Source organism: Ureibacillus sp. FSL W8-0352 (genome assembly GCF_038004345.1).
GTDB lineage: Bacteria > Bacillota > Bacilli > Bacillales_A > Planococcaceae > Ureibacillus > Ureibacillus thermosphaericus.
Genome location: NZ_JBBOQT010000001.1, coordinates 2841034 through 2864427, shown reverse-complemented (window position 1 = coordinate 2864427; position 23394 = coordinate 2841034). Strand labels below are relative to the sequence as shown.

General features: G+C 36.6%; 26 protein-coding genes and 1 pseudogene. 12 read left to right on the top strand and 15 right to left on the bottom strand.

What is annotated here, in order from left to right:
• The first annotated feature begins 8 nt into the window (after window positions 1-8).
• The 4 genes and pseudogenes from NST98_RS14495 to NST98_RS14480 all read left to right on the top strand — a co-directional run bounded on the left by NST98_RS14495 (window position 9) and on the right by NST98_RS14480 (window position 2520).
• Entirely contained in the window at window positions 9-230 is a 222-nt protein-coding gene (locus NST98_RS14495; protein WP_094245812.1) for a helix-turn-helix domain-containing protein, read from the top strand.
• A 209-nt stretch (window positions 231-439) separates the two neighbouring features.
• On the top strand, window positions 440-676 hold the full coding sequence (locus tag NST98_RS14490) for a hypothetical protein (RefSeq protein ID WP_340715399.1): 237 nt from the start codon (window positions 440-442) through the stop codon (window positions 674-676).
• Between the two features lie 91 nt (window positions 677-767).
• Window positions 768-2091: pseudogene (locus NST98_RS14485) on the top strand (ISL3 family transposase).
• A 111-nt stretch (window positions 2092-2202) separates the two neighbouring features.
• Entirely contained in the window at window positions 2203-2520 is a 318-nt protein-coding gene (locus NST98_RS14480; protein ID WP_340715398.1) for a hypothetical protein, read from the top strand.
• A gap of 245 nt (window positions 2521-2765) precedes the next feature.
• On the opposite strand, the gene NST98_RS14475 is transcribed toward NST98_RS14480, so the two are convergent.
• Together NST98_RS14475 and NST98_RS14470 are read right to left on the bottom strand one after the other, a co-directional pair.
• Window positions 2766-3389 (bottom strand): ECF transporter S component, encoded by a 624-nt coding sequence (locus tag NST98_RS14475; RefSeq protein WP_016838797.1) that lies wholly within the window; start codon window positions 3387-3389, stop codon window positions 2766-2768.
• A 349-nt stretch (window positions 3390-3738) separates the two neighbouring features.
• Complete coding sequence (locus tag NST98_RS14470) at window positions 3739-5265, bottom strand: CoA-acylating methylmalonate-semialdehyde dehydrogenase (RefSeq protein WP_340715397.1); 1527 nt, start codon at window positions 5263-5265, stop codon at window positions 3739-3741.
• 312 nt (window positions 5266-5577) lie between these two features.
• Here NST98_RS14470 and NST98_RS14465 point away from each other — a divergent pair, with 312 nt between their 5' ends.
• The 3 genes from NST98_RS14465 to NST98_RS14455 all read left to right on the top strand — a co-directional run bounded on the left by NST98_RS14465 (window position 5578) and on the right by NST98_RS14455 (window position 8575).
• Window positions 5578-6090 carry a DUF2269 family protein gene (locus NST98_RS14465; RefSeq protein WP_168411882.1) on the top strand — a complete coding sequence of 171 codons (513 nt, stop codon included), beginning with the start codon at window positions 5578-5580 and terminating at the stop codon, window positions 6088-6090.
• A 344-nt stretch (window positions 6091-6434) separates the two neighbouring features.
• Complete coding sequence (locus tag NST98_RS14460; protein ID WP_340715396.1) at window positions 6435-7331, top strand: Rpn family recombination-promoting nuclease/putative transposase; 897 nt, start codon at window positions 6435-6437, stop codon at window positions 7329-7331.
• Window positions 7332-7678: 347 nt separating this feature from the next.
• On the top strand, window positions 7679-8575 hold the full coding sequence (locus NST98_RS14455) for a DMT family transporter (RefSeq protein WP_340715395.1): 897 nt from the start codon (window positions 7679-7681) through the stop codon (window positions 8573-8575).
• A gap of 85 nt (window positions 8576-8660) precedes the next feature.
• On the opposite strand, the gene NST98_RS14450 is transcribed toward NST98_RS14455, so the two are convergent.
• The 4 genes from NST98_RS14450 to NST98_RS14435 all read right to left on the bottom strand — a co-directional run bounded on the left by NST98_RS14450 (window position 8661) and on the right by NST98_RS14435 (window position 9912).
• Window positions 8661-9233 carry a methyltransferase family protein gene (locus tag NST98_RS14450; protein WP_340715394.1) on the bottom strand — a complete coding sequence of 191 codons (573 nt, stop codon included), beginning with the start codon at window positions 9231-9233 and terminating at the stop codon, window positions 8661-8663.
• 48 nt (window positions 9234-9281) lie between these two features.
• Window positions 9282-9437 carry a hypothetical protein gene (locus tag NST98_RS14445; protein ID WP_340715393.1) on the bottom strand — a complete coding sequence of 52 codons (156 nt, stop codon included), beginning with the start codon at window positions 9435-9437 and terminating at the stop codon, window positions 9282-9284.
• Between the two features lie 3 nt (window positions 9438-9440).
• The gene (locus NST98_RS14440) at window positions 9441-9626 is read right to left on the bottom strand and encodes a hypothetical protein (RefSeq protein WP_232019902.1); all 186 of its coding nucleotides are present in this window, start codon (window positions 9624-9626) and stop codon (window positions 9441-9443) included.
• Window positions 9627-9732: 106 nt separating this feature from the next.
• Window positions 9733-9912, bottom strand: a complete 180-nt coding sequence (locus NST98_RS14435) for a hypothetical protein (RefSeq protein WP_340715392.1) — start codon at window positions 9910-9912, stop codon at window positions 9733-9735.
• 223 nt (window positions 9913-10135) lie between these two features.
• Between NST98_RS14435 and NST98_RS14430 the strand changes: the two genes are divergently transcribed.
• Window positions 10136-10663, top strand: coding sequence for a DUF2179 domain-containing protein (locus NST98_RS14430; RefSeq protein ID WP_096550185.1), 528 nt, complete (start codon window positions 10136-10138; stop codon window positions 10661-10663).
• 139 nt (window positions 10664-10802) lie between these two features.
• Here the strand turns inward: NST98_RS14430 and NST98_RS14425 are convergent, their stop codons facing one another.
• The gene (locus NST98_RS14425) at window positions 10803-11657 is read right to left on the bottom strand and encodes a fructosamine kinase family protein (protein ID WP_340715749.1); all 855 of its coding nucleotides are present in this window, start codon (window positions 11655-11657) and stop codon (window positions 10803-10805) included.
• Between the two features lie 1098 nt (window positions 11658-12755).
• On the opposite strand from NST98_RS14425, the gene NST98_RS14420 reads away from it, so the two are divergent.
• Together NST98_RS14420 and NST98_RS14415 are read left to right on the top strand one after the other, a co-directional pair.
• A complete protein-coding gene (locus NST98_RS14420) occupies window positions 12756-13382 on the top strand; it encodes a sensor histidine kinase (protein WP_340715391.1) in 627 nt (208 codons plus the stop codon).
• Between the two features lie 15 nt (window positions 13383-13397).
• Entirely contained in the window at window positions 13398-14156 is a 759-nt protein-coding gene (locus tag NST98_RS14415) for a LytR/AlgR family response regulator transcription factor (RefSeq protein ID WP_340715390.1), read from the top strand.
• 125 nt (window positions 14157-14281) lie between these two features.
• Here the strand turns inward: NST98_RS14415 and NST98_RS14410 are convergent, their stop codons facing one another.
• Window positions 14282-14878, bottom strand: coding sequence for a nitroreductase family protein (locus NST98_RS14410; protein WP_340715389.1), 597 nt, complete (start codon window positions 14876-14878; stop codon window positions 14282-14284).
• A gap of 148 nt (window positions 14879-15026) precedes the next feature.
• Window positions 15027-15554: an amidase domain-containing protein gene (locus NST98_RS14405; protein ID WP_340715748.1), complete on the bottom strand. Its 528-nt coding sequence runs from the start codon at window positions 15552-15554 to the stop codon at window positions 15027-15029.
• 220 nt (window positions 15555-15774) lie between these two features.
• Between NST98_RS14405 and NST98_RS14400 the strand changes: the two genes are divergently transcribed.
• The gene (locus tag NST98_RS14400) at window positions 15775-16803 is read left to right on the top strand and encodes a DUF2804 domain-containing protein (protein WP_016838784.1); all 1029 of its coding nucleotides are present in this window, start codon (window positions 15775-15777) and stop codon (window positions 16801-16803) included.
• 89 nt (window positions 16804-16892) lie between these two features.
• On the opposite strand, the gene NST98_RS14395 is transcribed toward NST98_RS14400, so the two are convergent.
• The 4 genes from NST98_RS14395 to NST98_RS14380 all read right to left on the bottom strand — a co-directional run bounded on the left by NST98_RS14395 (window position 16893) and on the right by NST98_RS14380 (window position 19957).
• Complete coding sequence (locus tag NST98_RS14395; protein ID WP_340709696.1) at window positions 16893-17030, bottom strand: hypothetical protein; 138 nt, start codon at window positions 17028-17030, stop codon at window positions 16893-16895.
• 387 nt (window positions 17031-17417) lie between these two features.
• Complete coding sequence (locus NST98_RS14390; protein WP_340715388.1) at window positions 17418-17693, bottom strand: hypothetical protein; 276 nt, start codon at window positions 17691-17693, stop codon at window positions 17418-17420.
• Between the two features lie 4 nt (window positions 17694-17697).
• A complete protein-coding gene (locus NST98_RS14385; RefSeq protein ID WP_340714460.1) occupies window positions 17698-18822 on the bottom strand; it encodes an IS4 family transposase in 1125 nt (374 codons plus the stop codon).
• Window positions 18823-19066: 244 nt separating this feature from the next.
• Window positions 19067-19957, bottom strand: a complete 891-nt coding sequence (locus NST98_RS14380) for a DMT family transporter (protein ID WP_340715387.1) — start codon at window positions 19955-19957, stop codon at window positions 19067-19069.
• A 170-nt stretch (window positions 19958-20127) separates the two neighbouring features.
• On the opposite strand from NST98_RS14380, the gene NST98_RS14375 reads away from it, so the two are divergent.
• Window positions 20128-21561 carry a DDE-type integrase/transposase/recombinase gene (locus tag NST98_RS14375; protein ID WP_340715349.1) on the top strand — a complete coding sequence of 478 codons (1434 nt, stop codon included), beginning with the start codon at window positions 20128-20130 and terminating at the stop codon, window positions 21559-21561.
• A gap of 376 nt (window positions 21562-21937) precedes the next feature.
• On the opposite strand, the gene NST98_RS14370 is transcribed toward NST98_RS14375, so the two are convergent.
• Together NST98_RS14370 and NST98_RS14365 are read right to left on the bottom strand one after the other, a co-directional pair.
• Entirely contained in the window at window positions 21938-22657 is a 720-nt protein-coding gene (locus NST98_RS14370) for a glycerophosphodiester phosphodiesterase (protein WP_340715386.1), read from the bottom strand.
• Between the two features lie 68 nt (window positions 22658-22725).
• Window positions 22726-23301, bottom strand: coding sequence for a TetR/AcrR family transcriptional regulator (locus NST98_RS14365; protein ID WP_168411888.1), 576 nt, complete (start codon window positions 23299-23301; stop codon window positions 22726-22728).
• Between the last annotated feature and the right edge of the window lie 93 nt (window positions 23302-23394).

Genomic DNA, 23394 nt, shown 5'->3' with positions numbered 1-23394 from the left:
TGAAAAATATGGCAATTATAATTAATATTGATGTGATGTTAGCAAAAAGAAAAATGAGTGTAACAGAACTATCTGAAAAAGTTGGAATCACTATGGCTAACATTTCTATTTTGAAAAATGGAAAAGCAAAAGCGATTCGATTATCAACTTTAGATGCTATTTGTAAGGCTTTGGATTGTCAGCCTGGGGATATTCTTGAATATCAAAGTGATAAGGATACCCAAGAATAAATAATCAAATAATTAATTTAATAAGGGGTTGAGAATTTATGAAGAAATCGTTACTTTTATCAATTTCATTTTTGATAGTTATGTTTTTATCGGCTTGTACGGATAATTCTATGGAACCAAATGAGAATAACATGATTTTAAGTATAACAAATAATGCTAATTTTGATTTTTAATCAATAGAAATCAGCATTGATAAAATTACAGGCGGTATGAGTAATGCTGATGGTTCCAAAATACAAAAAGGAGACACATTTAGAAAAGAATATATTAATCAAGAAGACTTTGACTTAGAAGGAGAAGCAACATTTGAATTTGTATTAATAGGTAAAGAGGAAAATAGAATACCATTGAAAGAAATTACACTTGAACTAATGACGAACAAAGAATACCTCTTCGAAATTACTGGTGATTCGATAAAGGAAGCCGATTTAAAAAGAGTAAAATGAGTTTATCTATCAGAGTAATTTAATAATGATGATTTGTTTTCAAATCTATACTTGATACCTTAACACCACAGCGTAATAAAGGATGAACAATATGTCAGACCTATTATTCCTACCAGACCTTAAAACAACAGAACCACTACAAGAAAATGAAACCGATATGATGTTTAAAGTGGAGGCGATCAAACCTCCCGAACATTGTCCCGAATGCGGATTTGATAAATTGTACAAACACAGTTTACGAAAACAACTAATCATGGATTTGCCTATTCGTTTAAAGCGAGTAGGCTTACAATTAAACCGTAGACGTTACAAATGTCGTGAGTGTGGTTCCACATTTTGGGAACGCCTTATATCCATTGACGAAAAGCGTAATATGACTAAAAGGTTGGTAGAGTCCATTGAAGAACAATCCATGTCTAAGACCTTTGTGGAAGTAGCCGAAAGCGTTGGTGTAGATGAAAAGACCGTTAGAAACGTTTTTAAGGATCACGTGGCATTCAAAGAACGAGAATACCAATTTGAGACCCCTAAATGGCTTGGAATAGATGAAATACATATTATCCGTAAACCCCGTCTTGTACTGACTAATGTCGAACGAAAGACAATCTTTGATATTAAGCCTAACCGTCAGAAAGAAACTGTTATACAGAGACTTTCAAATATTAGTGATAGACATTACATTGAATACGTCACAATGGATATGTGGAAACCTTATAAAGATGCAGTAAATACTGTCTTGCCACAGGCTAAAGTAGTTGTAGATAAGTTTCATGTAGTCCGTATGGCTAATCAAGCCTTGGACAACGTCAGAAAGTCACTTAAAGCGAATATGACTGCAAAAGAAAGGCGTACTCTAATGCGTGAGAGATATATCCTTCTGAAACGTAAACATGACTTGAATGAACGGGATTCATTCCTCTTGGAAACTTGGTTAGGTAATATCCCTGAACTGAAAGAAGCTTATGAACTCAAAGAAGAGTTCTACTGGATCTGGGACACAAATGACTCCGATGAAGCCAGAGATCGTTATAGGTATTGGAAACAACGTTGTTTATCCAGTAAATCTAAAGACGCTTATAAAGACCTTGTGAGAGCCGTAGACAATTGGCAGAATGAAATCTTCAACTACTTCGACAAAAGACTCACTAACGCTTATACAGAGTCCATAAACAGCATTATTAGGCAAGTTGAACGTATGGGGTAGAGGCTACTCATTTGAAGCGTTACGAGCCAAGATACTGTTTAATGAAAACCTTCATAAGAAACGTAAGCCACGATTTAATCCAAGTGCTTTCAACAAAGCTATGTTATACGATACTTTCGGTTGGGATGAAGTAACAAACCATGTCATAACAGGAAACTATGGTGTCGATTTTTCCACACTTATTAAGAAATTGGAAAAGGGAGACTTTTAAGCCCTTTTCCACCATAAAATCCGAATACCCATATTTTTTATCGCTTCTTCTGTTCATGCTTTAAATTGGGCATACCCTTTTGTTGTTTGGGATGGAAAAATTTACGAAGTAATGCTTGAGGAAAAAGTGGAGGAAAGGGATATTGGAAAAGTTATAGGAAAAGTAAAAGTTGAAGCGGATGATATGACAGGTGAATATTATAGAGATGCTTCAAACCTTTTTAAAAAGGGAACGAAATATTTTGAAATAAAAGGCATTCCCACTTCAACAGCCATTGCAGTAGAACATGACGGACATTGGGTAAAGGCCGTTTATATGGGGAAAGCCCCTTTTCATCCCATGAACATTTTGACGAATAAGCTGTTTATCGCATTGATTGTCATTGGGATGATTGGGGCTGGTGTCTATTATATGAAAAAAAGAAAATGAAGAGAGCAAAGGGTTTCTGATTTGCTCTTTTTCTTTTTAAAGCATCGTCTAAGTAGCTGGGAATTGCCAAATCCAGCAACTTTACCGCCAATGAAAAATTCCATAAAGAAAACAATCAATCAAGAATTGGCCATCTAGAAAAACCCCAACTTTCTAGACGTCTCTCTTTCTACTGTCTTTTGTAAGCTGCAAATTTATTAAACCGGCGGAATTTTAGTAGCATGTAATACCGAATATTTTCGTTCTTATTTCTTCGCGATTTTTAGCAACGGCGGCACCACCACTGCTGTAGCTACTGCTGCCAGCGTGGCTTCGGCAATGCCATTGGTGAAAAACACCGTTAGCACGGCAGCTATAACGCCCAGCACGCTATCCACTTTCATTGCTTGCGCATAAGCGTCATGGAACACTAAAGCAATAGACCCCATAATCAAAAACGTATGTAAAACCGTAGTCAATAGTCCCGTTAAAAATAAAGACACTTTCAGATTGGATTTCATCTTTGCCAAAACTTTTTGAAGGAACTTATAAAGAAAATATGGAAGAATACCGACTATCACCCTTGGCACAATGGCAATAAATAGCGCCCATAAACTGCCTTGGCTTGTCCCTAACACAGGGATTGCTGGTGAAAAAGCGAAAGATAATAAGGTTGGTGCAATTGTATTCGTAATAACACTTGAAATCCCAAAGGCAAGTCCGAGAAAAGCCCCAATTCTTGGTCCTAAAATAATAGAAGCAATAATGATTGGAATATGAATAATTGTAGCTTTAATCACACCTAAATGAATAAATCCAATGGGTGTAAGCGCAAATAATAAAATGATTGCTAAAAATACGGTTGTTAGCGTAAAATCTCTTATTTTCATAACTAATCCCCTTTTTATAACAATCTAGTATGAAACGGTTACTCTAAGATTTTCCCATGAATGCTCGAAATTGTCATTCATAAAATATTTCACTATTGTATTCATCTTTTATGAATCTGCATTGAACAATGGATTTTCTACCTATCTTCTCTATATTAAGATAATTTATCGATATTAATGGACGCGGCATTCTTTAAAACTAGGCCGCATTGTTCTCTGCAATGAAAACCTACATCATCTCATAAAAAAAGCCGCCTAGAAAGGAAATACCCTCTCTAGACAGCCTCATAAGGGGGATTTTTATATTTTTACTTAGGAAAGCAAAGAACCTATTACCCCAAATGAAAAATTATTTTGTATTGTCATTGCTAGGGAATGCAAATGTAACTTTTGATTCTGTATCCACATCAAGCCATTTTTCAGAAATTGTTTTTCTCTTCGTGTAGAAGTTCGCTTGATCTGGACCGAACATTACACCTGTACCGAAATTTGAACGTTTCCAACCAGCGAAGTTGTGATATCCTACTGGAATTGGGATTGGCACGTTGACACCAACCATTCCTACTTCGATTTCGTCTTGGAACTTGCGAGCAGCTGCACCATTGTTCGTAAAGATTGTTACACCATTACCAAGTTCATGGGAATTAATGATATCAATTGCTTCTTGTAAAGAATCTGCTCTCACCACAATTCGTACAGGGCCGAATACCTCATATTTAAAGATTTCCATATCTGGCGTCACTTCATCTAGTAAAGTTGGACCTAAATAGAAACCATTTAAAGTTTTCAAGATTTCAGGATTTCTGCCATCTGTTACAAGTTTTGCTCCTTCTTTTAGGCTTCGCTCAAGATAGCCAAGAATCGTTTCTTTTGATTCTTTCGAAATAACCGGACCGAAGTCTACATTATCGTCTGTATATGGACCTACTTTTAATTTCTCGATTTTTTCTTTTAAGATGGCAACGAGTTTATCTGCCGTTTCTTTCCCCACTGGAATTACTCCTGATAGTGCCATACAACGCTGGGAAGCTGCACCATAAGCCGCTCCAATAAATGCATTTGCCGCCTTTTCTAAATCCGCATCTGGCATGACAATCATAAAGTTTTTACCGCCGCCAAGCGCCGCTACCCGCTTATTATATTTCGTTCCAGTGTGATAAATATACTCCGCAATTGGTGTTGAACCTACAAAGTGAATCGCTTGTACTGTATCGTTTTCTAGCAATTCATTTACCGCCTCTTTATCTCCATTAATAACCGTCCATACACCATCTGGTAATCCTGCTTCTTTCCAAAGGTTTGAAATATATAGCGCAGAAATCGGCACTTTTTCTGATGGTTTTAAAATAACGGCATTTCCTACGGCAACCGCCATACTTGTTTGAGCAAGCGGCACCATAACTGGGAAGTTAAACGGTGAAATAGCTGCCACAACTCCAAGAGGATCTTTGCGGGAGAATGCATTAATATCGCCACCTACATTTACGGAATACTCCCCTTTTACCATGTGTGGAGCATTAATCGCTAAATCTACTGATTCTAAACCGCGCTGAATTTCTCCACGAGCGTCTTCTTTCGTCTTACCGCTTTCCTCACAAATAATTTCGATTAATTCTTCTTGGTTTTCTGCAATCAGTTGGCGGAATCTTTGCACAATCTCAGATCTTTTCCCGCCAGACATCGCCTTCCATTTTGGAAAAGCATTTTTCGCCACTTCAATCGCATGTTGAACTTCTTCTCGAGTCGCAAGTGGTACGCGTGCAATAACTTCTCCTGTGCACGGATTGTACACATTCGAAAAACGACCACTTGTTCCAGGCACTAACGAACCATTTATAAAATGTTGTAACTCACGAATTTTTTGTTCAACTGCCATATTATACACCCCTTGTATTGTTTAATTTAAATATTCTCTTCCTCCAAATATGTCCAGCTGTTGTCCTGTTACCCATAACTGTAATGGAAACGGAATGAAAATGTAATGGACAGATAGTAAACAACAAAATGAATTTATTTAACAGAATGTATAAGTTCATTGATTGATATAGTCATGACTCCACTCTTGCGTAAGACCATAGATGTAGAGAAAAATACACCTGCCGCTCATTAAAAGCTTATTATGTTCCTACTATAATCATTCTTGTGTTAATAATCATCCATCCATTAAGCAACTCGGAGGTTTAATAATATGAAAAAAATCGGCCCAAAAGGCATGAAGTGGTTAAAGATCATCCATGTGTTTCTAGTAGTAGTCTTTTTCGGAGGCATTTTAAGTTCGATTGTATTAAATTTACATATTGATTTCACAAAATATGATGAATCCTATCTCGGCTATAAAAATATGATTATCCTTAGCGATTATATCGTTCGATTGGGTGCTGTAGGGACTTTATTAATCGGATTTGTTTACGGTTTTTTCACCAATTGGGGATTTTTTAAGCATCGATGGGTTGGCGTTAAATTTGTTCTATATATCATCCAAACAATCGTCGGTATTTTTATTGTTGACGAATTAATGGTGAGAAATATGGAATTGTTGGAAGCGCAAAAAGAAATGGCAATCAGCAATCCAACTTTCGTTCAAAACCATAAAGTCATGCAATCTGCAGTGTTCTTCCAAATCACCGTAACCATTTTCATCTTCGTTATTTCGTACTTAAAACCTTGGCGGAAGAAAAAAGTTCAAGCGAAACAAAGTTAAAACTACAAAAAAGCGTGGCCGTTGAAACCACGCTTTTTTATTTTATACTGTGGAAACATCCATATCATTACAATGGATGTAGCTTTAAAATAAAAGGCAACCCCCTCACTTGTTCTTTCGTAACGACTGCACCAAAGTACATCAAACCTCTCAAAGAAAGCTTGAAATTCACATTCCCATTTCGACTTATATCCAATTACGGTTTCATCCTGTAAACCTTGATAAACACAACTACCAAAGGACATCTGGATTTATTTATATCTGCCGCCGACCGCTGTCATAGCACCAATCATTAAACGATAAAGTAGTGTAAGAGAATTCCTGATTCCTACGAGGTGATGAGTTTGAGCAACTATAAAAAAGCAGCTCTTCAAAAATTGATGGATTTGAAAATTGATGTTGCCTTCCAAAAGGTGATTGGCTGGGAACAGCATCATAACGTGACGCTCACTTTTTTAAATGAGATCCTGAACCGAGAGCCGAGACAAAAGATTCAACGCATCACCGTTCCATCCAATTACTTTTATGAAGAAAATATACTAGCACCCGTCCATTTTATCGGTATAACAAAAGACAGCAAAAAAATGCATATATTAATTAACTTTTTTAATCGTTTCGATATTGTAAAACGCTCTCTTTATTACGCAACGAAAGCCTATGCAGAACAAAGCGAAAACGACTTGCAACCTGTTATTTTCATCAATCTTTTAAGCTATGAATTATTCAATCAAACCGAAAACTTTCATACGGTTTATCTTTTGCAAGAGAAACATACTGGCACTCCCCTCCCCGATGTATTCGAATTGCATTTCATCGAATATCCAAAAATAATACGGGATTTTGAAGCGAAAAAAATCGATCCTTGGAACGACGCAAAGGCAAGATGGCTTTTACTGCTCGCAATCGTTGACCATCGCAATGGAAATGTATATAACGACATTTATAAAGAGTTAGATCTAATCTCTTTAAGGGATGACCACATTCGAGCAGCGTTGAATCGTTGGAAAGAGTTAAGCCAGTCAAAAGATGAAATGGAAGTCTATGAGGAACGCTTGAAGCAAACACTTGAAGAGGAGGTGGAAGTGCGGGAAGCAAAACGTCGTGAAGATGAAGCCTTTGAAAAAGGAGCAAAAAAGCTGCAAATGGAAATTGCAAAAAAAATGCTTGCTGAACAAATGGATATCCAATCCATTTCAAAAATCACTGGGCTATCTCTAAAGGAGATTCAAGAATTAAGGTAGTTATATTCTTCAAAGCATGCGTGTTGTTCTGTTGAAATAAACTATTGTCGATGATGGGGTTATTTATTTGGACTGATGTGTTCTAAAGGCGTTCGTTTTTGCAACGCTTTTTATTTTGCTTTCGTTCGCTAATCTGCCCTCTACAATTTACCAAATATCTATAGAAACGTAGAAACCATACTATTTTATCCCCCTCTGTTCATATTTCTCAATGTCTACTAGTTGACTAATACGAATATGTAATGATAGTCTATCTCTTGATTTTAATTTATCGAATATTAATAATCTTCTAAATTTATATCCTATTATTGCTTAATGATGGATCAATCTATGGGGAGGGATTTTAAATGAACAAATGGCTTTTTAGCATGTTAGTCATCTTAACAACCTTTTTAATGGGTTCATCTTTTGCTATCGGTAAGATTGGCCTTTCATATACAACACCGCTTTTATTAGTCGGCATACGTTTTTCTTTAGCAGGAGTGATTATGGCCATCGCTGTTCGATTATTAAGAATCCATCATCCTAAAGCCTTTTTCCAATGGATCAAAATCGCTGTCATCGGTTCCTTTCAAACAGCTGGCGTTATGTCATGTATCTTTCTCAGCTTAAGGACAATTTCAGCGGGGCAATCTTCCATATTAACATTTATGAACCCACTTTTAGTCGTTATCTTTGGAACGATTTTTATGAAATTATCGTATAGCCTACGCCAATGGACAGGTGTGATATTAGGTTTTATTGGAGTATTCATAACCCTTGGGGCGAAGTTAAGTTTTGAAATCGGGTCGATTCTCGCCTATCTATCCGCAGTTTCATGGGCAATTGGCACATTGCTCATAAAAAAATGGGGAAATGAATTTAATACATGGATATTGACGGCCTATCAAATGTTATTTGGCGGCATCATATTGTTAATGGGAAGTCTGATTTTAGAAAATCCCTACTTCCGAATAAATGGCGCATCCATTTCTATCGTATTGTGGCTCGCCATTATGGCATCCATCGTCCAATTTGCAGGCTGGTTTTATTTGCTTCAAAAAGGCGATCCCGGCAAAACTAGCGCCTTTTTATTCTTGGCACCATTTTTCGGGGTTCTTTCTGGATGGTTAATATTAGATGAAACGATTAATTGGTATGTGACCGTCGGAGGTCTTTGCATATTTACTGGAATTTTCTTAGTGAACTGGACTAGCAGCAAGAAGATGGAGGCTGGCTCGTTGGAAACTTCATTAAACAAATAACAATATTTCTTTTTCATGCCAAATAAAATCAATGGGCATTGCAGTTTCATTTACTTTCTGCTATGCCCCTCTATCATTCTTTTAATCAGCCAATCTTATAAATATCTCCGAACTGTTTTACAGTATTCTTCATATTTTTCCCATATATTTTTCTCAAAGATGCCTCTTCTAACTTCACTTGCCGATTAAAAAGCCATCCTCCAGCTAAGTCGTACAATAATTTTATCCAGTTTGGCATGATGAAAAATATCCCTGCTAATACCATTCCAAAAGATGTATAAATGGGATTGCGGCTAATCGCAAAAGCCCCTTTTGTGATGAATTCACCAGGCTTTTCTTCATCAATCCCGACTCTGAAACTTTTCCCGAATGAAATTAAACTCCACAAGAATAACATTATTCCCAATGTACATAAAACGACACCAACCCAACTGACAATCCCGTTATAAAACAGCCTTGCGCCTAATTTCGGAAAACCGAACACTTCGGCGAAAATGAGATAGAAATACAATAATGCAAAAGGCGGAATCAAGAAATCCTTCTTATCCAGCTCTCCGAATCGAAACACTATGATTCCCTTTTTCCCAATCATTTTCGCACGAATAATGACCAATATAATCAATGAAAGCAATGTTAAAATTGCAAAATATCCTTGCACCGCAGCCCCACCTTTTTTATCCCATGGCTACAAAAACCTGATACTCACCTATTTCATTTCTTCCACTTTAAACCTTAACACTGTTTTTAATTTTTCCGGCGCCGTTTTTCTCGGATCTGAAATATAGATTTCTTTATGTTTTTTTTCTTCCCGCTTTAAGTTATTTTCTGCACAATACGGTTCCATCCGTCCGAAAGTTCCCATTCATCATCGACTGCCGATATGCATCCCTTGTACACATAACCCTTCCGAAATCGTTTCAAATTGAACTTGGTTGACATCCAAATCCGGCTTTTTCTTCTTCACCGTATCCCGCGCATATTGAAACAATTCTTCCGTTACAAAATCCGGTTGCCGAATCATTAATTTATACACGAGATGATTTTTATCCAAATAATATAATCTTTCGTTCTCCCCTCTTCATCCAAATCCCAATGCCCTTCCAATGGAAACACGGTATATTCATAATACCCTTCCGGCGTAATCCCCTTTTTCGGCATCATTCGAATCGCATAGGATAAAGCATAAAGAATTTCGATATGTTCTTGAAATGGTTTCCGTTCGGATTTCCCTTGCCATCAATCGTAAAAAATTTCATTGGTGGCACATGAATAGTGGTTGGTTGTGTGCCAGGCAAGTAAAGTTCTTTTAAATGTTTTCTCCATTCAAATTTACTCATTTATTGTCACTCTCTTCTTACAAAACATTTTATCTTCTGTTAATATCAATATTATTAGCGGAAACGGATTAAAATCATTCACTGAAGAAACACTTTCACTCAAATTATTGACACAATCAGGAAATTCTTTGCATTTTAGCTACAATGGATATAAGAATCTTAGACAATACCTAGTTATGAGTACAATACTAAAATCGATAATCGCTAAAGAAAGGGATCAAGGATGACAAATATTCTCCTCATCTTAGTTTTACAGTTGATTTATGTTCCGTTGCTTACATTGCGCACAATCTTTTTAGTCAAAAACTTAACGTTCCTAGCAGCAATGATTGGAACGTTAGAAATGCTCATTTACGTCTTTGGGCTTTCTCTCGTATTCAGCGGGGATCAAAGTTTTCTTGCAATGATTGTATATGCGGTCGGCTTTGGATTAGGGATCTTTTTAGGAACGAAAATTGAAAATAAATTAGCGATTGGTTACGTGTATGTAACCATCAATACTCAAACGAAAAACCATGAATTAATCAATACACTCCGCTCCAACGGTTTTGCTGTTACAACCTACGTTGGTGAAGGACGAGACAGCGAACGTTACAAATATGAAATTTTAGCAAAACGAAACCGTGAGAAGGAGCTTTTTGAACTCGTTAACTCCATCGAGCCAAAAGCATTCATTATTTCCTATGAACCGAAATCCTTTAAAGGCGGTTTCCTTGTTGATCGAATGAAAAAACATCAAAATCATTCATAACAAATTCATTTTGAGACAGCGAAGATTGCGGAATCTTGTCTCGACAACCGCAGAAGCAAAGAGTAAAAGACTATAATTATGGGCAAGTGGGGGTGTCTAGAAAGTTATACGACTTTCTAGACATTCCTATAATATGCTTTTATCCTACATATCGGCGTAATATGCGATCCACCGATGGACCATATGATTCCCCAAACATATTTAAATGCACTAATAAATAATAGAGTTGATACAATTCTTTGCGCTCTTCATATTCTGGTGAAAGCGGAAATACCGATTGATATGCCTCGTAAAATCGTCGAGAAAAACCACCGAATAATTCCGTAAAAGCAAGTTCCATTTCATGATCTCCGAATAGGATTGCAGGGTCAATTAAATACGGAACCCCTTCCGGACCCGTCATCCAATTACCTCCCCATAAATCCCCATGCAATAAGCAAGACTTTGGTGTTCTCGGAATCCACTCATCTAATCTCTCCATCAGTTTTACAAGCATTTTTTCGCGTGTCTGTCCCATCGTACCTGAAGCTTTTCCCCGCTTCCATTGGCCAACTAAACGCACGTCCCGATAATATTCCACCCAATCATCCATCAATCGATTTTGTTGCGGCAACTTCCCAATATAACTTTCCCCTTCTAAACCATATCCTTTTGCATCGGCAAGGTGAAGTGCTGCTAGACGTTCTCCTAATAGCACATCCGTTTCATAAGTCTTTTTCCCTTCAATCCACTCTAGCCAAAGCATGGGAATGCCTTCTATTTCTAAGCAACCTAATACATTTGGTACATTGATTGTACCGGTCCCCTGAATCATCTTCAGCCCGCGCTCTTCAAATTGGAAAAAGCCGATATTCATTTGTTGATTCAGCTTTACAAAATATTCATGTTGATTTGTTAGCACATAATAAGCTTTATTAATATCGCCGCCGGATACTGGATGAATTTCTTGAATTTTTTCGTGGGGTGAAATCGTTTGTAATCCTTTTTTTATCATCGTAATCAATTTGACCACCCTTATCATTGTTCTATTGATTAATACTATCCTCATATAAAAATAATAAATCAAAATTACTACGGTTTCTTTTCTAATGTTCTTTTTTAAGATACAAACAATATAGTCAAGTCTTTCACCCATATAAAATTATCTTTTCTGAAATAATAATCATAGTTCTTTTTCACTACTTTTTTGGGATTGTTTATATTTCCCTTCCTTATTATTCCAATATAGATAAACTCTATAATCTCGTTGATTTTCAACTGATTATCAATAACGTTAATGAGGTTAAATAGAACGATTATGAGTTTTCTACTGAATATCTATTTATATTTGTTATCATTATGATAGTATATTTATCCCATAAAAATTGAAAAATTATGAAATTATAAAATTCCGAAAATAGATATTTTGATAGATACTCTAGGAAATTTACTTTTTCCTTTAGAGAGGAAGATTCATATTATCCAATATAGTTTAGGACTGATTGGGACTCTATACACGATTATTGCCCTTCATTACACGTTAAACATTAGTTTTTCATTAAAAAATGTATTTTATATCATGCTTTTTATTGTGCTTCCCTCCCTCATCTCATATTATTTTTTTCCTGTTTGGGTTTGGATTTTTATATCATTCATTACGATTTGTGTTGTATTTTTCTATATTACGAGAACAACTAAAGCTCTCTATCATGTGTTATTACTAATTATTGGACAAATGATTTCATACTCTCTAACGAAAATTTTCATGTTGCCTATTGTGTTAAACGCTTTCGCTTGGCTAGAGCATGTTTTTATGATTCTATTAAATGTAATCTTTGTATATATTTTCTTCAAGCGATTAAATAAAGGAATTGAATTTACTAATTTCACTATGAATATGCAATTATTTATTTTTTTTATTTTATGTTCCTCATTCATAGTGTTTCTGATAAACATTTTTTTTAGCACATTAATGGTAGATAGTTTTTGGATATATGTTTATTTTTTTACACAATCTTTATATCTCGTTATTCTATTGACAGTGCTGTATTTGTTGCAACGTCAATTCCACAAAAATCAGCATTTAAAGATGGAAATGGTGAAACAGAATCAGTTGTCAAATTATATTGTTGCTCTTGAAACAATTAATGAAGATATGAAGCATTTTCGCCATGATTATGCTAATATCCTCTTTACACTGCAAACATTTATCGAAACAGAAGACATACAAGGATTAAAACATTATTTCCAATCTCGAATCTTAAAAGTAGAACAGCAAACACTCCTAACCAACAAAGCATTTTGCCAAATTAAAAACTTAAAACTCATGGAGTTAAAGGGGTTAATCGCTTCAAAACTGCTCGTTGCTGAACAATTAGGGATAAATGTTCATCTAGAAATTCCGGAAGAGGTCCATACAGCTCCCGCTGATATGATTGACTTATCACGAATCATTGGAATCTTAATTGATAACGCAATTGAAGCAAGTGAAAAAGCATCTACTAAACAAATTCAAATCGGATTCATTCAAACTCCTTCATCAATGTTAATTGTCATAAAAAATACTTTTGATGAAATGCCGGATATGAATCTATTATTTAAAGGATATTATTCTACAAAAGGGGAAGGACGCGGAATCGGACTTGTCAATGTAAGAAAACTATTGCATAAATACCCGAATGCAACTATGAATACTCGCATCGAAAATGGATGGTTTATCCAAGAATTAGAATTTCGTTAGACGGAGGTGCCGAGTGTGAATATTGTAATTTGTGAAGATAACTATGAACATCTACAATTTATTCAATCTCAAATTTTAAAATATTCAACTTTTCATGAACCTAGTATAGAAATTGTATTATCTACAGGGCAGGCCGAGGATGTATTAAGTTTTATTGAAGAGCAACGAGGGGATTGTTATTTTCTCGACATTGAGCTAAATAATGAAAAGATGAATGGTTTAGAGTTAGCTGCTGCAATACGCAAAAAAGATCCATTGACCAACATTATTTTTATTACACAACACGCAGATCAACTTCAACTTACTTTTTCGTATAAAATCGCTGCATTGGACTTTATCGTAAAAGATAGCACCACTCTACTATCAAAACAAATTATCGATGCTTTAAAAGTGGCCTTCGAGCGTTATAAACAACTGGGTGAATCGAAGGAAGAACCCATTTTCCAAATTAAAATAGGAGAAAAAATTAAAAATATTTTATTGGACGATATTTACTATTTTGAAACATCCCATATCATTCATAAAATCATGCTCTATGAAAAAAATGGCTGTTATGAGTATTATGGGAAACTAAAAGAAATTGAGAAAATTGATGACCGCTTTTTCCGATGCCACAAAAGTTACGTCATCAATTTACAGCATGTAAAAGAAATAAATAAAAAAGATCGCATTGTCATTATGACAAATGGCGGTATATGCCAAGTTTCTCATCGCAATTTGCGTCTTTTGCAAAGACGGTTAGATGAATTTTTATGCAATTGTTTAGAAAAATAGAAAATCGAAGCTTAACCCACTTAACCTTAAGTCGTCATGGTGATTAAAAAATCAGCGCCTCCGAATTGTTTTGCTTGCATTAACCAAATCGGAGGCGCATTTTTTTCGTATTTTAATCATTGCATCTATTCTTCTTTATGCTCTTCTTCGTTCTCACCAAAAATTGTCACAATCTCGTCAGATTTTTTACGTTCTTTTCCTTTTGGCAGTTCATCAAAATAACCAAATTGCACCATGCCTACAATTCGTTCTCCAGGCTTTACTCCTAGTTCTTTACGAAAATTTGGTTTATCTAAAAATTCCGGCGTTTTCCAACAAGATCCAATGCCGTAATCCCATGCTAGAAGCATCATATTTTGAATGAGTGCACATGCTGCTGCAAAGTCTTCTAATCGTTCCTTTTGGCGAGGGTCTTCTGGAACAATCACAAACACATAACCACCTGGTGTTGTGAATTTTTGCATGCGTTTTTCTACTTCTTCCTCCGACAGCGTTCTCCAATCCGGAATCGTTGTATTGCGCAGTAAATTATGAAGTTGGAACAGTTCTTTACCACATGCCACGACAAGTCGCCAAGGTTCACGGTTTTGATGATTTGGCGCCCAAACGGCATCATCTATAATTTGCAATAAATCCGCTCGATCTACAGGCTGTCCGTTGAATTTTTTAATCGATCGTCTTCCGATAATGGCTTCTCTTACCGTTAACGCTTGTTCATTCATTCGTTCATTACTCTCCTTAAAAATATAGGTTGAACTTTATTACGTTTATCTCCAAACAACCTTATCACAAAACTTGTTGAATTTAAATATCCATTATCAGTGCCTCTATTCTTTATTATATAACACACTTCCTATTCGGTCGAAAACGTTAATAGAATATATCATCTATTTTAAAGAAATAATATTGTATATTTGGCGTAAAGGCATATGAATTGGAATAATCATAGTGTCGGTCCGAACTAGGTCCTGTATGGGCATGAACGTAAGGAACACCATCAATCACGCTTGTCACAATGGTGCTATGATCGATGACTCCATTCCCTTGAAAGTCATAAAAAATTACATCTCCAGGTTCTAATTCGGAAGGTGTATAAACACGCTTAGCCGTTAATCCTGCTTTAGCACTCTCCAAATACCATCTTAAACTATGAGCAACCGCCCAACTATAACTCCATGTTTCATTTGGATAATAGTATTCTCTCGCCCCAACTTTCCAGCCATCCGTAATCCACCAACCCTTGTTTCGATTCGGATAACCTGACATCGGAGCTCCTCCTGCTCGCAGCGCTTGGGATACAAAATTTGTACAATCCACTGTAAAAATAGGATAATTCGGATTAAACGAATCCCACCAAGTTCTTGCATAATCGACAGCTGCTTTCCGATTGTAATAAATTGCTATTTGCTTACCTCCTTTTTTCCATCATCTTATGAATAAATCGCTGTTTTCTGAACTTCCTGCATATTGTTCTAATCAAGAAAAAATTGTAAAATTCTGATACAATATTATTTATGAATATCTATGTATCCAAATTATTTTCATGGTAAATTTTTGAAATTTCATCATATATTTATTAGGGAATTCTTTTGAATTATGGATTGAGAGGATGTTGACATTGGTGCAGCATGCTGAAAGAGAAATTTTTGAGTGGACTCGTTTATGCGATAAAAAGGGAAATTTAAATCCTGCTGCTATTGGTTATGCTAGAAAACCAATTATCGAATGTAATTTATCTGGACATTTTATGCGAAAGAAGAAATGGAATTATTGGTGTTGTTACGGAGAAGATGTATTATTTTCTGTTACGATTTGTCATTTTGATTACGCTGTTTCTTGCTTTATTTACTTTCTAGAATATGAAACTCAACGTTTCTTTGAAAAAACCGTTACTATTCCATTAGGCGTTGTAAAAAAATTGAAAATGCCAACTCGTGTACTTGAACCAATTCGATTTACAAACGGCGAAATCAATGTCAATATCTCTAATTTTCAAAATCAAACATTGCTAGCGGTTAGTTGCGATAACTTTGACAACGAACCTCTAAATGTCAATTTAAAGATCTTGCATCCTGTTGACGATGAATCGTTGAATGTCGTCGTACCTTGGAACCGCCATACTTTCCAATTTACCGCAAAGCATCACATACTGCCGACGAAAGGATTTATCAAACTTGGAAATAAGCGATATGAGTTTCATGAGGAAGAATGTTTTAGCGTATTGGATTTTGGAAGAGGTGTCTGGCCACGGGAAGTGATATGGAATTGGGCAAATGCTTCCCAGCGACTTCGCAATAAGCGAGTAGGGTTAAATTTTGGAGGTAAGTGGACGGACGGTACAGGTATGACAGAAAACGCTGTATTCGTAGATGGAAAAATGACAAAAATCCACGAAGACGTCATTTTTGAATATGATCGCTCTAACTTCAAAAAACCTTGGTACATTACGACAAAGTTTACCGACTCCATTATGCTCACATTCCATCCATTTTTTGAAAGAGTAGCAAAAACGGATTTAAAGCTTGTGCAATCGGAAGTACATCAGCTAGTTGGCTATTATAACGGCAAAGTTAAATTGGAAGATGGAAGCACTCTCATTATTCAACAAATGTTAGGCTGTATTGAGGAACATGTTGCTAAATGGTAACTCCTGTTAATCGAGTAGGAGGGAGTGATTAGCTCCCGTCCTCTCACACCACCGTACGTACGGTTCCGTATACGGCGGTTCAATTAAGATCATTGACGCAAGTTTTCATAACTTCCGTGAATAGCTTGTCTTCTTATGCCAGTGGTCACTCCACCCTCCAAGAGGTCTCCCACGGGATTCACCGCTTCCTTCCTCAAGTGAGGTACTACGTTTTCTGTGTTCATCATGACTCACTGAATGCCAAGGGCTATTCTCTCTTAATTGTTCGGTCCTTCTTAGTAGTTCTAAACCAACTAATACTATGACCTCTGCTGACTTCTGACGGTTCAGCTACTTATCACTAAGTAGGTTATGAAGCGAACTTCACCTATCCGCCAGACCTCCCCGGGTAAGTACATGCACTTTCACACCATCTATCCGCCTCATTTACTCGATATGACCTTCGACAGAAAGAGCTTTGTTTTGTTACGCAAACTCACTCAATCATACCTAGCCTTATATGAGGTTCGTGTTCCTCGGACCGGTGTTTTGCCTCCAGCTTCCTTCAGATTCCGCGTCACCACGGACACCCTTGCTCTTGGCTAACCTCTACTTCTGTCTTCGGGGTTCGGGACTTACACCCTATAGTTCATGTACATGCCGGGCGCACGTAGAAAAAGCTCTGTAATTACAGAGCTTTTTTGCGTAGTTACAGGACATTTATCATAAATGATGAATAGTTTCTTTTGAATAATTAATTCATAATTCTTCACTACCGTCGCATAAATGATGTCTGAATTTTCAGTTTTATTTTTTCTGGACTTTAGAGAAAAAACGAAAACACCTAAGCGAGGGTAGTAAACATCCATTTTTTTACTATAACCTATGACTTGTGCAACAACGACTGGCAAACCTTTATGGGACGCCGTTTCCTTCGATTTTTCGTAACCAAATGTGAGCGGATTTCCACAAAGAAGCCTTCAAATAGCGACTAATTTGTAAGTAACTGCGTTCGCTATTCGTGTTCAACTGAGCTAAAACATTCAAACAGTACACTATCATGGCTACGTACACTTGATGATGCACAGCTTGTTCACTGTGACCAAAAAACTTTTTAATGTTCAGATGTTGTTTCATCCATTTGAAAAAAAGTTCGATTGCCCAACGTGATTGGTAGATTTCTGCAATTTCATCTGCGTCAATGTCAAACCGATTTGTCAGTAAATGAAGCTCATTTCCTTTTGTATCATGCAATTTGAGTAAGCGAAACACGTTTTCAGAACGATTTTGTGGTGTTCCAATGACAACCATTTCATCAGAGAATACGGGTGAATCTTCTGGTAACGAAAAGGATTCTAACACTCGGACAACAGCGTTTTTACGCAAACGGGTCACAAAGAAATAGCCATCTTCCGTCATTTGATCAAAGCGCCCATAATCCAAGTAACCACGATCAAACACGTACATGCATTCTTTGTCATCCACGAATACTTCTAGTTGACCACGATCATGTTCGTTGGCATTCGTGAGTACGGCTTTATCTGGATAGGAGAGTCCTTTTTCCATAAAAACAAGTCGTAAGTGAAGCTTTACTCCTGATTTTGTTTTTCGAAACTCTGCCCACTTATGATTGGTCAAATTAAGCGGTAATGTACTCGAATCAATGATTTTCAAAGGCGTTGTCACTTTTCTTCTTGTTTGGAAATTGGTTTTCCGATGAATTTGTGCCACTAAATCGAGAAAAATCGATTGAAAGAAAACCGTTGGAATGGCGTTGATTCGTCTCCCTAACTGTGAAAAACTAATCGATTCCAATCCCGTTGCTCGTTGTAATTCTTCTAAAAAGACAGCGTCACTCAACGCCCGTAAACTCTCGGTTTCATGGAGTTGGGCATACAAAAGCAGTTTCATAAATGAAGCCATATAAAGCTTCTTGGTATAGTGATTTAATTGATGTGTTTTCACTAGGTCGTCAAATAATGGACGATTAATCGGTGAAAACCATTGTTCAAATGATGTTTTTCGTGTAAACTTATCCATGGTTTTATCCTTTGTATTGGATTTGGATGGTTTACTACCACCCAACCATTATAAAGGATTTTTTTGTGTTTGGATTATATTTCAGAAAATTCGGTTTATTTGAAGGTGTTAAATTATTTTAATGCGACGCTAGTGATAATTCTTATAAACATGAATGGTATTTACTTCGAGATTGTTAAGCTCTTCTTCCGTTAAAGGAATAGGAAAACTTTTCGTTTACCCCCATTCCCTCTTTAATGCTCTCTTACAATTTCACCAATTTTCCCCTACTAGTAACTTTTTTCGGTTGAAACAATTCCCCCAACGCAGCTCCACCTAAAATTAACGCTGCGCCAATCATTTGGTGGAAGCTTAACTGCTCAGCTAAAAACAAAGCTGAAAAAACTAATGCTGAAAGTGGATCTAAATAACCGAGAATTGACACGGATTGAACGGGCAAATGACCGATGGAAGAAAAGTAGAAATAACAACCAATTCCCGTGTTAACAATACCTAATATAAGGATTGGCAGCCAATTTCCTTCAACTACATTTACAACTAATCCTTGTTTAAACATCATAAAAATAGCAACCGTTATAAAGCTAACGACTAATTGGCAAGTAGCGTTTTCCAAACCTTTTATCGTTACAGCCTTTTTATTAAAAATCACTATCATTGCATACATGATGGCTGAAAGCAGCCCGAAAATCAGCCCCCTAGAGATTTCACCTTGCAAAAAAGCTTCCTTGTTTACAAAAAGCATCCCTAAAATCACAGCTATAAATCCAAGCATTTTCGCCATCGTCATTTTTTCTTTAAAAAGTAGTGGCGATAGAATCATGACCATAATTGGACCGCAATAGTAAGCAAGGGTCGCAATGCTTACACCTATTTGTTTATATGCTTCAAATAAAAACAACCAACTTGCCCCCATCGCCACACCGGAAATCACTAAATACAAAAAGTGCAATTTATTTTTCCAAAACTGTACTTTCTGTTTCGTCAGCACAAAAATCAATATAAGCAATAAACTTCCGATGAGCGTTCGCAAATAAACGATTTCAACACTGCTCAATAAAATGTAACTTGCGACAATTCCATTCGACCCAAAGAGCAGAAAAGCAAAAATATATTTAATGTATGAGGCCGATTTCATGTTTTTCCCCCTATTTTAATCAACGTATTGTCAAAACTTTATATAGAATTAGGTTATAGAATCCTATATTAGAGGGCTTTATAAGCAAAAAACTTGCCACCCCCTAAATTCTAGGGTATTAGTGAGGTAACCACACCAACACAAAATCCCTAGAAAGGAGAAGTGGCAAGTTGTTACCTCAAATTATAACCTATTTACTTACTTTTATAAACTTTCAAGAACAAATTATTCGAACTCTACTTACCCTACTAATTGGAAGAAGCATGTTCGATAAACCCAAAGAAGCTCCTGTTAATCAGCCTTATCGAAAGCTTCAAATTGATGATTTACCTATCATTGAAAAGGTAGAAAAGCTCGATTATCAGCTTTTATTAACGGAATATCTTCAATCCAAAGGAAAACAGTTAAAACCAGTACGCCGTCGAGCCAATTCTACGCCCGTACCGTCTACCTTATGTTGTCCTAAGTGTGGTGCTCCTTCTGCGTATTTGTACGCAAATAACGGAGGAAAAGGACAATATCAGTGTAAGGTGTGTGCGTGTGTTTTCAATAAAAAAAGTCGTTATCAGAAAGAGGCCATTCTTAAGTGTCCTCACTGCCTTAAAACGCTTGAAAAAATTAAAGAACGAAAAGATTTTCACGTGTTTAAGTGCAAAAATGATATGTGTACCTATTATCAAAAAAACTTGAGCGCCATGACTAAAAAAGAGAAAAAACAGTTTAAAGAAGATCCACAATCGCTGAAAGTTCGCTACATTTACCGGAAGTTCCACATCGACTATCAACCGTTATCCAAACAATCACCAAAGCAGCCAAAAGTCGATTTATCAAGATTGTATGTTTCACCGCATACACTTGGGCTCATCTTGACGTACCATGTCAATTACGGATTATCGGCCCGTAAAACGGCAGCGATCATGAAGGATATTCACGGCGTGTCTGTCTCCCATCAAAGTATCCTAAACTACGAAAACAGCGTCGCATTATGGCTCAAGCCTTATATTGACTACTTTCCGTATGAGCTGTCGGATCAATTCTGTGGGGATGAAACGTACATCCGGGTCAACGGTCGTTGGCATTATCTGTTTTTCTTTTTTGATGCGGTCAAGAAAGTCATTCTTTCGTATCCAGTGTCACCAAATCGCGACACCGCAACAGCAATACGAGCGATTGATGAAGTACTAGTGAAGCTGAAAGAAATACCCGAAAACCTACAATTTGTAGTAGATGGTAACCCTATTTACTTGTTGGCACAGCATTTCTTCGCAGAAAACCACATATCGTTTGACGTAAAACAGGTCATCGGGCTAACAAATGAAGATGATGTCTCCAGAGAGTATCGACCTCTCAAGCAAATCATCGAGAGACTAAATCGCACGTTTAAAGGAAATTATCGATCGACACACGGCTTTGGTTCTGAACAAGGTTCTGTTTCTTTTGTGACATTGTTTGTGGCTTACTTTAACTTCTTGCGCCCACATTCTTCACTTGAAGGTAAAGTGCCAGTAACAATTCCAGAATTAGAAAAGCTACCAACCATGCCAGCGAGATGGACAGCCCTTATTGGGTTAGCTCAAGACTGGATTCAACAACAGTCAGCCTAACTTTTGTTTAGCTGAGCCCTATTCAGCTATCGGCGAAGCGAACTCTTGACAAACCGAACTTACCAATGGTTTAAAATGGAAAAAGTCAAGGGTTTATTTAGCATGCCTTCTTTTGTTCCCTTCGCCCTTGATTGACCTCTGAATAAACCATTGGTGTGTTTGTCAAGAGCGATAGCGTGGCATTTCCACCTAATAAATGGTAGGTAGTATGAACCGTGCTAGTTTTTCATAGAACTTTTGACACTACCTTAATCAACAAAAAGAGTTTTATATGTAATTATAAATAAAAGTCATATAACTAGAAACAGTTACTTTTTTAATCTTGAAAATAGAAAAAACCTCTTTGAATCTCGTTCGTTCAAAGAGGTTTGCTTTATTATTTATTTAGCACTTCGTACAGTTCTTCAGGACAATCCGTAATGATTCCTGCCACTCCTAAATGCAGTAACATTTTCGCTTGTTCTTTATCATTGATTGTATATACCCTAATAGGTATCCCAACTTTCAAAGCCTCCAATACAGGACGTCGCCTCACTGCCCTGTATGCTACATGTAGCGCATTTGCTGGAAATAAAGTTCGGTACCACTTCATGTTTAAAATGCTATAAGAAAACAACGGAGCAGTTTCGACATCTGGTGCTAGCTCTCCCATTCGCTTAACAGCTTCGTGATCGAAGGAAGAAATAATGACCCGATCTCTTAATTGAAATTGGTCTACTTCTTGTAAGACAAGTTCTTCCAGCCCTGGATAGACAAATTTATCTGATTTCAATTCAATATTTATCTTATGATGAGTATCTTTGAGTAAATCAAGCACTTCCGCTAATGTAGGGATTTTTTCGCCCTGAAATTTTGGATGAAACCAAGATCCAAAATCAAACTTACGTAATTCTTTCAACGTCATATCTTTGACATAACCTTTTCCATTGGACGTTCGATTAATTTTTTCATCGTGAATGACAACAATCTTCCTGTCCTTTGTAAGATGAACATCCAACTCGACACCGGTAATCTTTAGCTTTGCCGCCGCTTTAAAAGCTGCGAGTGTATTCTCAGGATACTTTGATGAATAGCCTCTATGGGCAAAAATGTGCATGAAGTAACTCCCTTCACATAGATGTGATTCACTCTGTTCATGTAGGCTGTCTTGCACTCTTCGTTCAACTATTCCACAAAAATTCGATTCAACTCTTTCTCCAATAAATAGCGTATGCGGCCTCTTTCAATTGGAACCAGCCCCATTAAAATATGTAAAGCAATTCCGTCAATTAACGCATGCAACAAAACAATCTCTTCTTCCAAAAGGATATCCTCTTTTAATAAACCCGCTTTTTGCAAGCGGTGTAAAATCTCCACAATAACTTCATGCACTGATTCTTTTTGTAACTCCTTTTTGCGAATTTTATAGGAGATATACTCTAGCCATACTTGCATTTCTATTTTCTTTTCTTCAGGAGGAATCAACTCCATTAATATATTGAGCACTTGGTCTTTAGGAGGAAGATGGCTTTGGATGTGCTCCATTATTCGTTCTGTTACTTGTTCTTGAACGAGCTGCATCGCAAACTCCAACAGTTCTTCTTGCGTTTGAAAATAATGACGAACAGCTCCTAATGAAAGATTCGCCTCCTTTGCAATCGAACGAACTGAAGCACCTCCTAACCCCTCCCGTGCAATTACATTCCAAGTTGCTTTCGCGATGATTTTTCTTCTTTCTTCATGGTCAACAATTTTTGGCATGATTTTATTATAACATTTTTTAATACAGTTGTATTAAATAATAAAACGTAGTATTATTTTAATACAGATGTATTAAAATAATTGTGAGGTGAG

Excerpts from the sequence above, each read along its gene's own strand:
- NST98_RS14495 (WP_094245812.1), top strand. The coding sequence starts at position 9 with ATGGCAATTATAATTAATATTGATGTGATGTTAGCAAAAAGAAAAATG.
- NST98_RS14490 (WP_340715399.1), top strand. The coding sequence starts at position 440 with ATGAGTAATGCTGATGGTTCCAAAATACAAAAAGGAGACACATTTAGA.
- NST98_RS14480 (WP_340715398.1), top strand. The coding sequence starts at position 2,203 with ATGCTTGAGGAAAAAGTGGAGGAAAGGGATATTGGAAAAGTTATAGGA.
- NST98_RS14475 (WP_016838797.1), bottom strand. The coding sequence starts at position 3,389 with ATGAAAATAAGAGATTTTACGCTAACAACCGTATTTTTAGCAATCATT.
- NST98_RS14470 (WP_340715397.1), bottom strand. The coding sequence starts at position 5,265 with ATGGCAGTTGAACAAAAAATTCGTGAGTTACAACATTTTATAAATGGT.
- NST98_RS14465 (WP_168411882.1), top strand. The coding sequence starts at position 5,578 with ATGAAAAAAATCGGCCCAAAAGGCATGAAGTGGTTAAAGATCATCCAT.
- NST98_RS14455 (WP_340715395.1), top strand. The coding sequence starts at position 7,679 with ATGAACAAATGGCTTTTTAGCATGTTAGTCATCTTAACAACCTTTTTA.
- NST98_RS14445 (WP_340715393.1), bottom strand. The coding sequence starts at position 9,437 with ATGGGAACTTTCGGACGGATGGAACCGTATTGTGCAGAAAATAACTTA.
- NST98_RS14435 (WP_340715392.1), bottom strand. The coding sequence starts at position 9,912 with ATGAGTAAATTTGAATGGAGAAAACATTTAAAAGAACTTTACTTGCCT.
- NST98_RS14430 (WP_096550185.1), top strand. The coding sequence starts at position 10,136 with ATGACAAATATTCTCCTCATCTTAGTTTTACAGTTGATTTATGTTCCG.
- NST98_RS14425 (WP_340715749.1), bottom strand. The coding sequence starts at position 11,657 with ATGATAAAAAAAGGATTACAAACGATTTCACCCCACGAAAAAATTCAA.
- NST98_RS14410 (WP_340715389.1), bottom strand. The coding sequence starts at position 14,878 with ATGAATGAACAAGCGTTAACGGTAAGAGAAGCCATTATCGGAAGACGA.
- NST98_RS14395 (WP_340709696.1), bottom strand. The coding sequence starts at position 17,030 with ATGATGAACACAGAAAACGTAGTACCTCACTTGAGGAAGGAAGCGGTG.
- NST98_RS14385 (WP_340714460.1), bottom strand. The coding sequence starts at position 18,822 with ATGGATAAGTTTACACGAAAAACATCATTTGAACAATGGTTTTCACCG.
- NST98_RS14380 (WP_340715387.1), bottom strand. The coding sequence starts at position 19,957 with ATGAAATCGGCCTCATACATTAAATATATTTTTGCTTTTCTGCTCTTT.
- NST98_RS14370 (WP_340715386.1), bottom strand. The coding sequence starts at position 22,657 with ATGCACATTTTTGCCCATAGAGGCTATTCATCAAAGTATCCTGAGAAT.
- NST98_RS14365 (WP_168411888.1), bottom strand. The coding sequence starts at position 23,301 with ATGCCAAAAATTGTTGACCATGAAGAAAGAAGAAAAATCATCGCGAAA.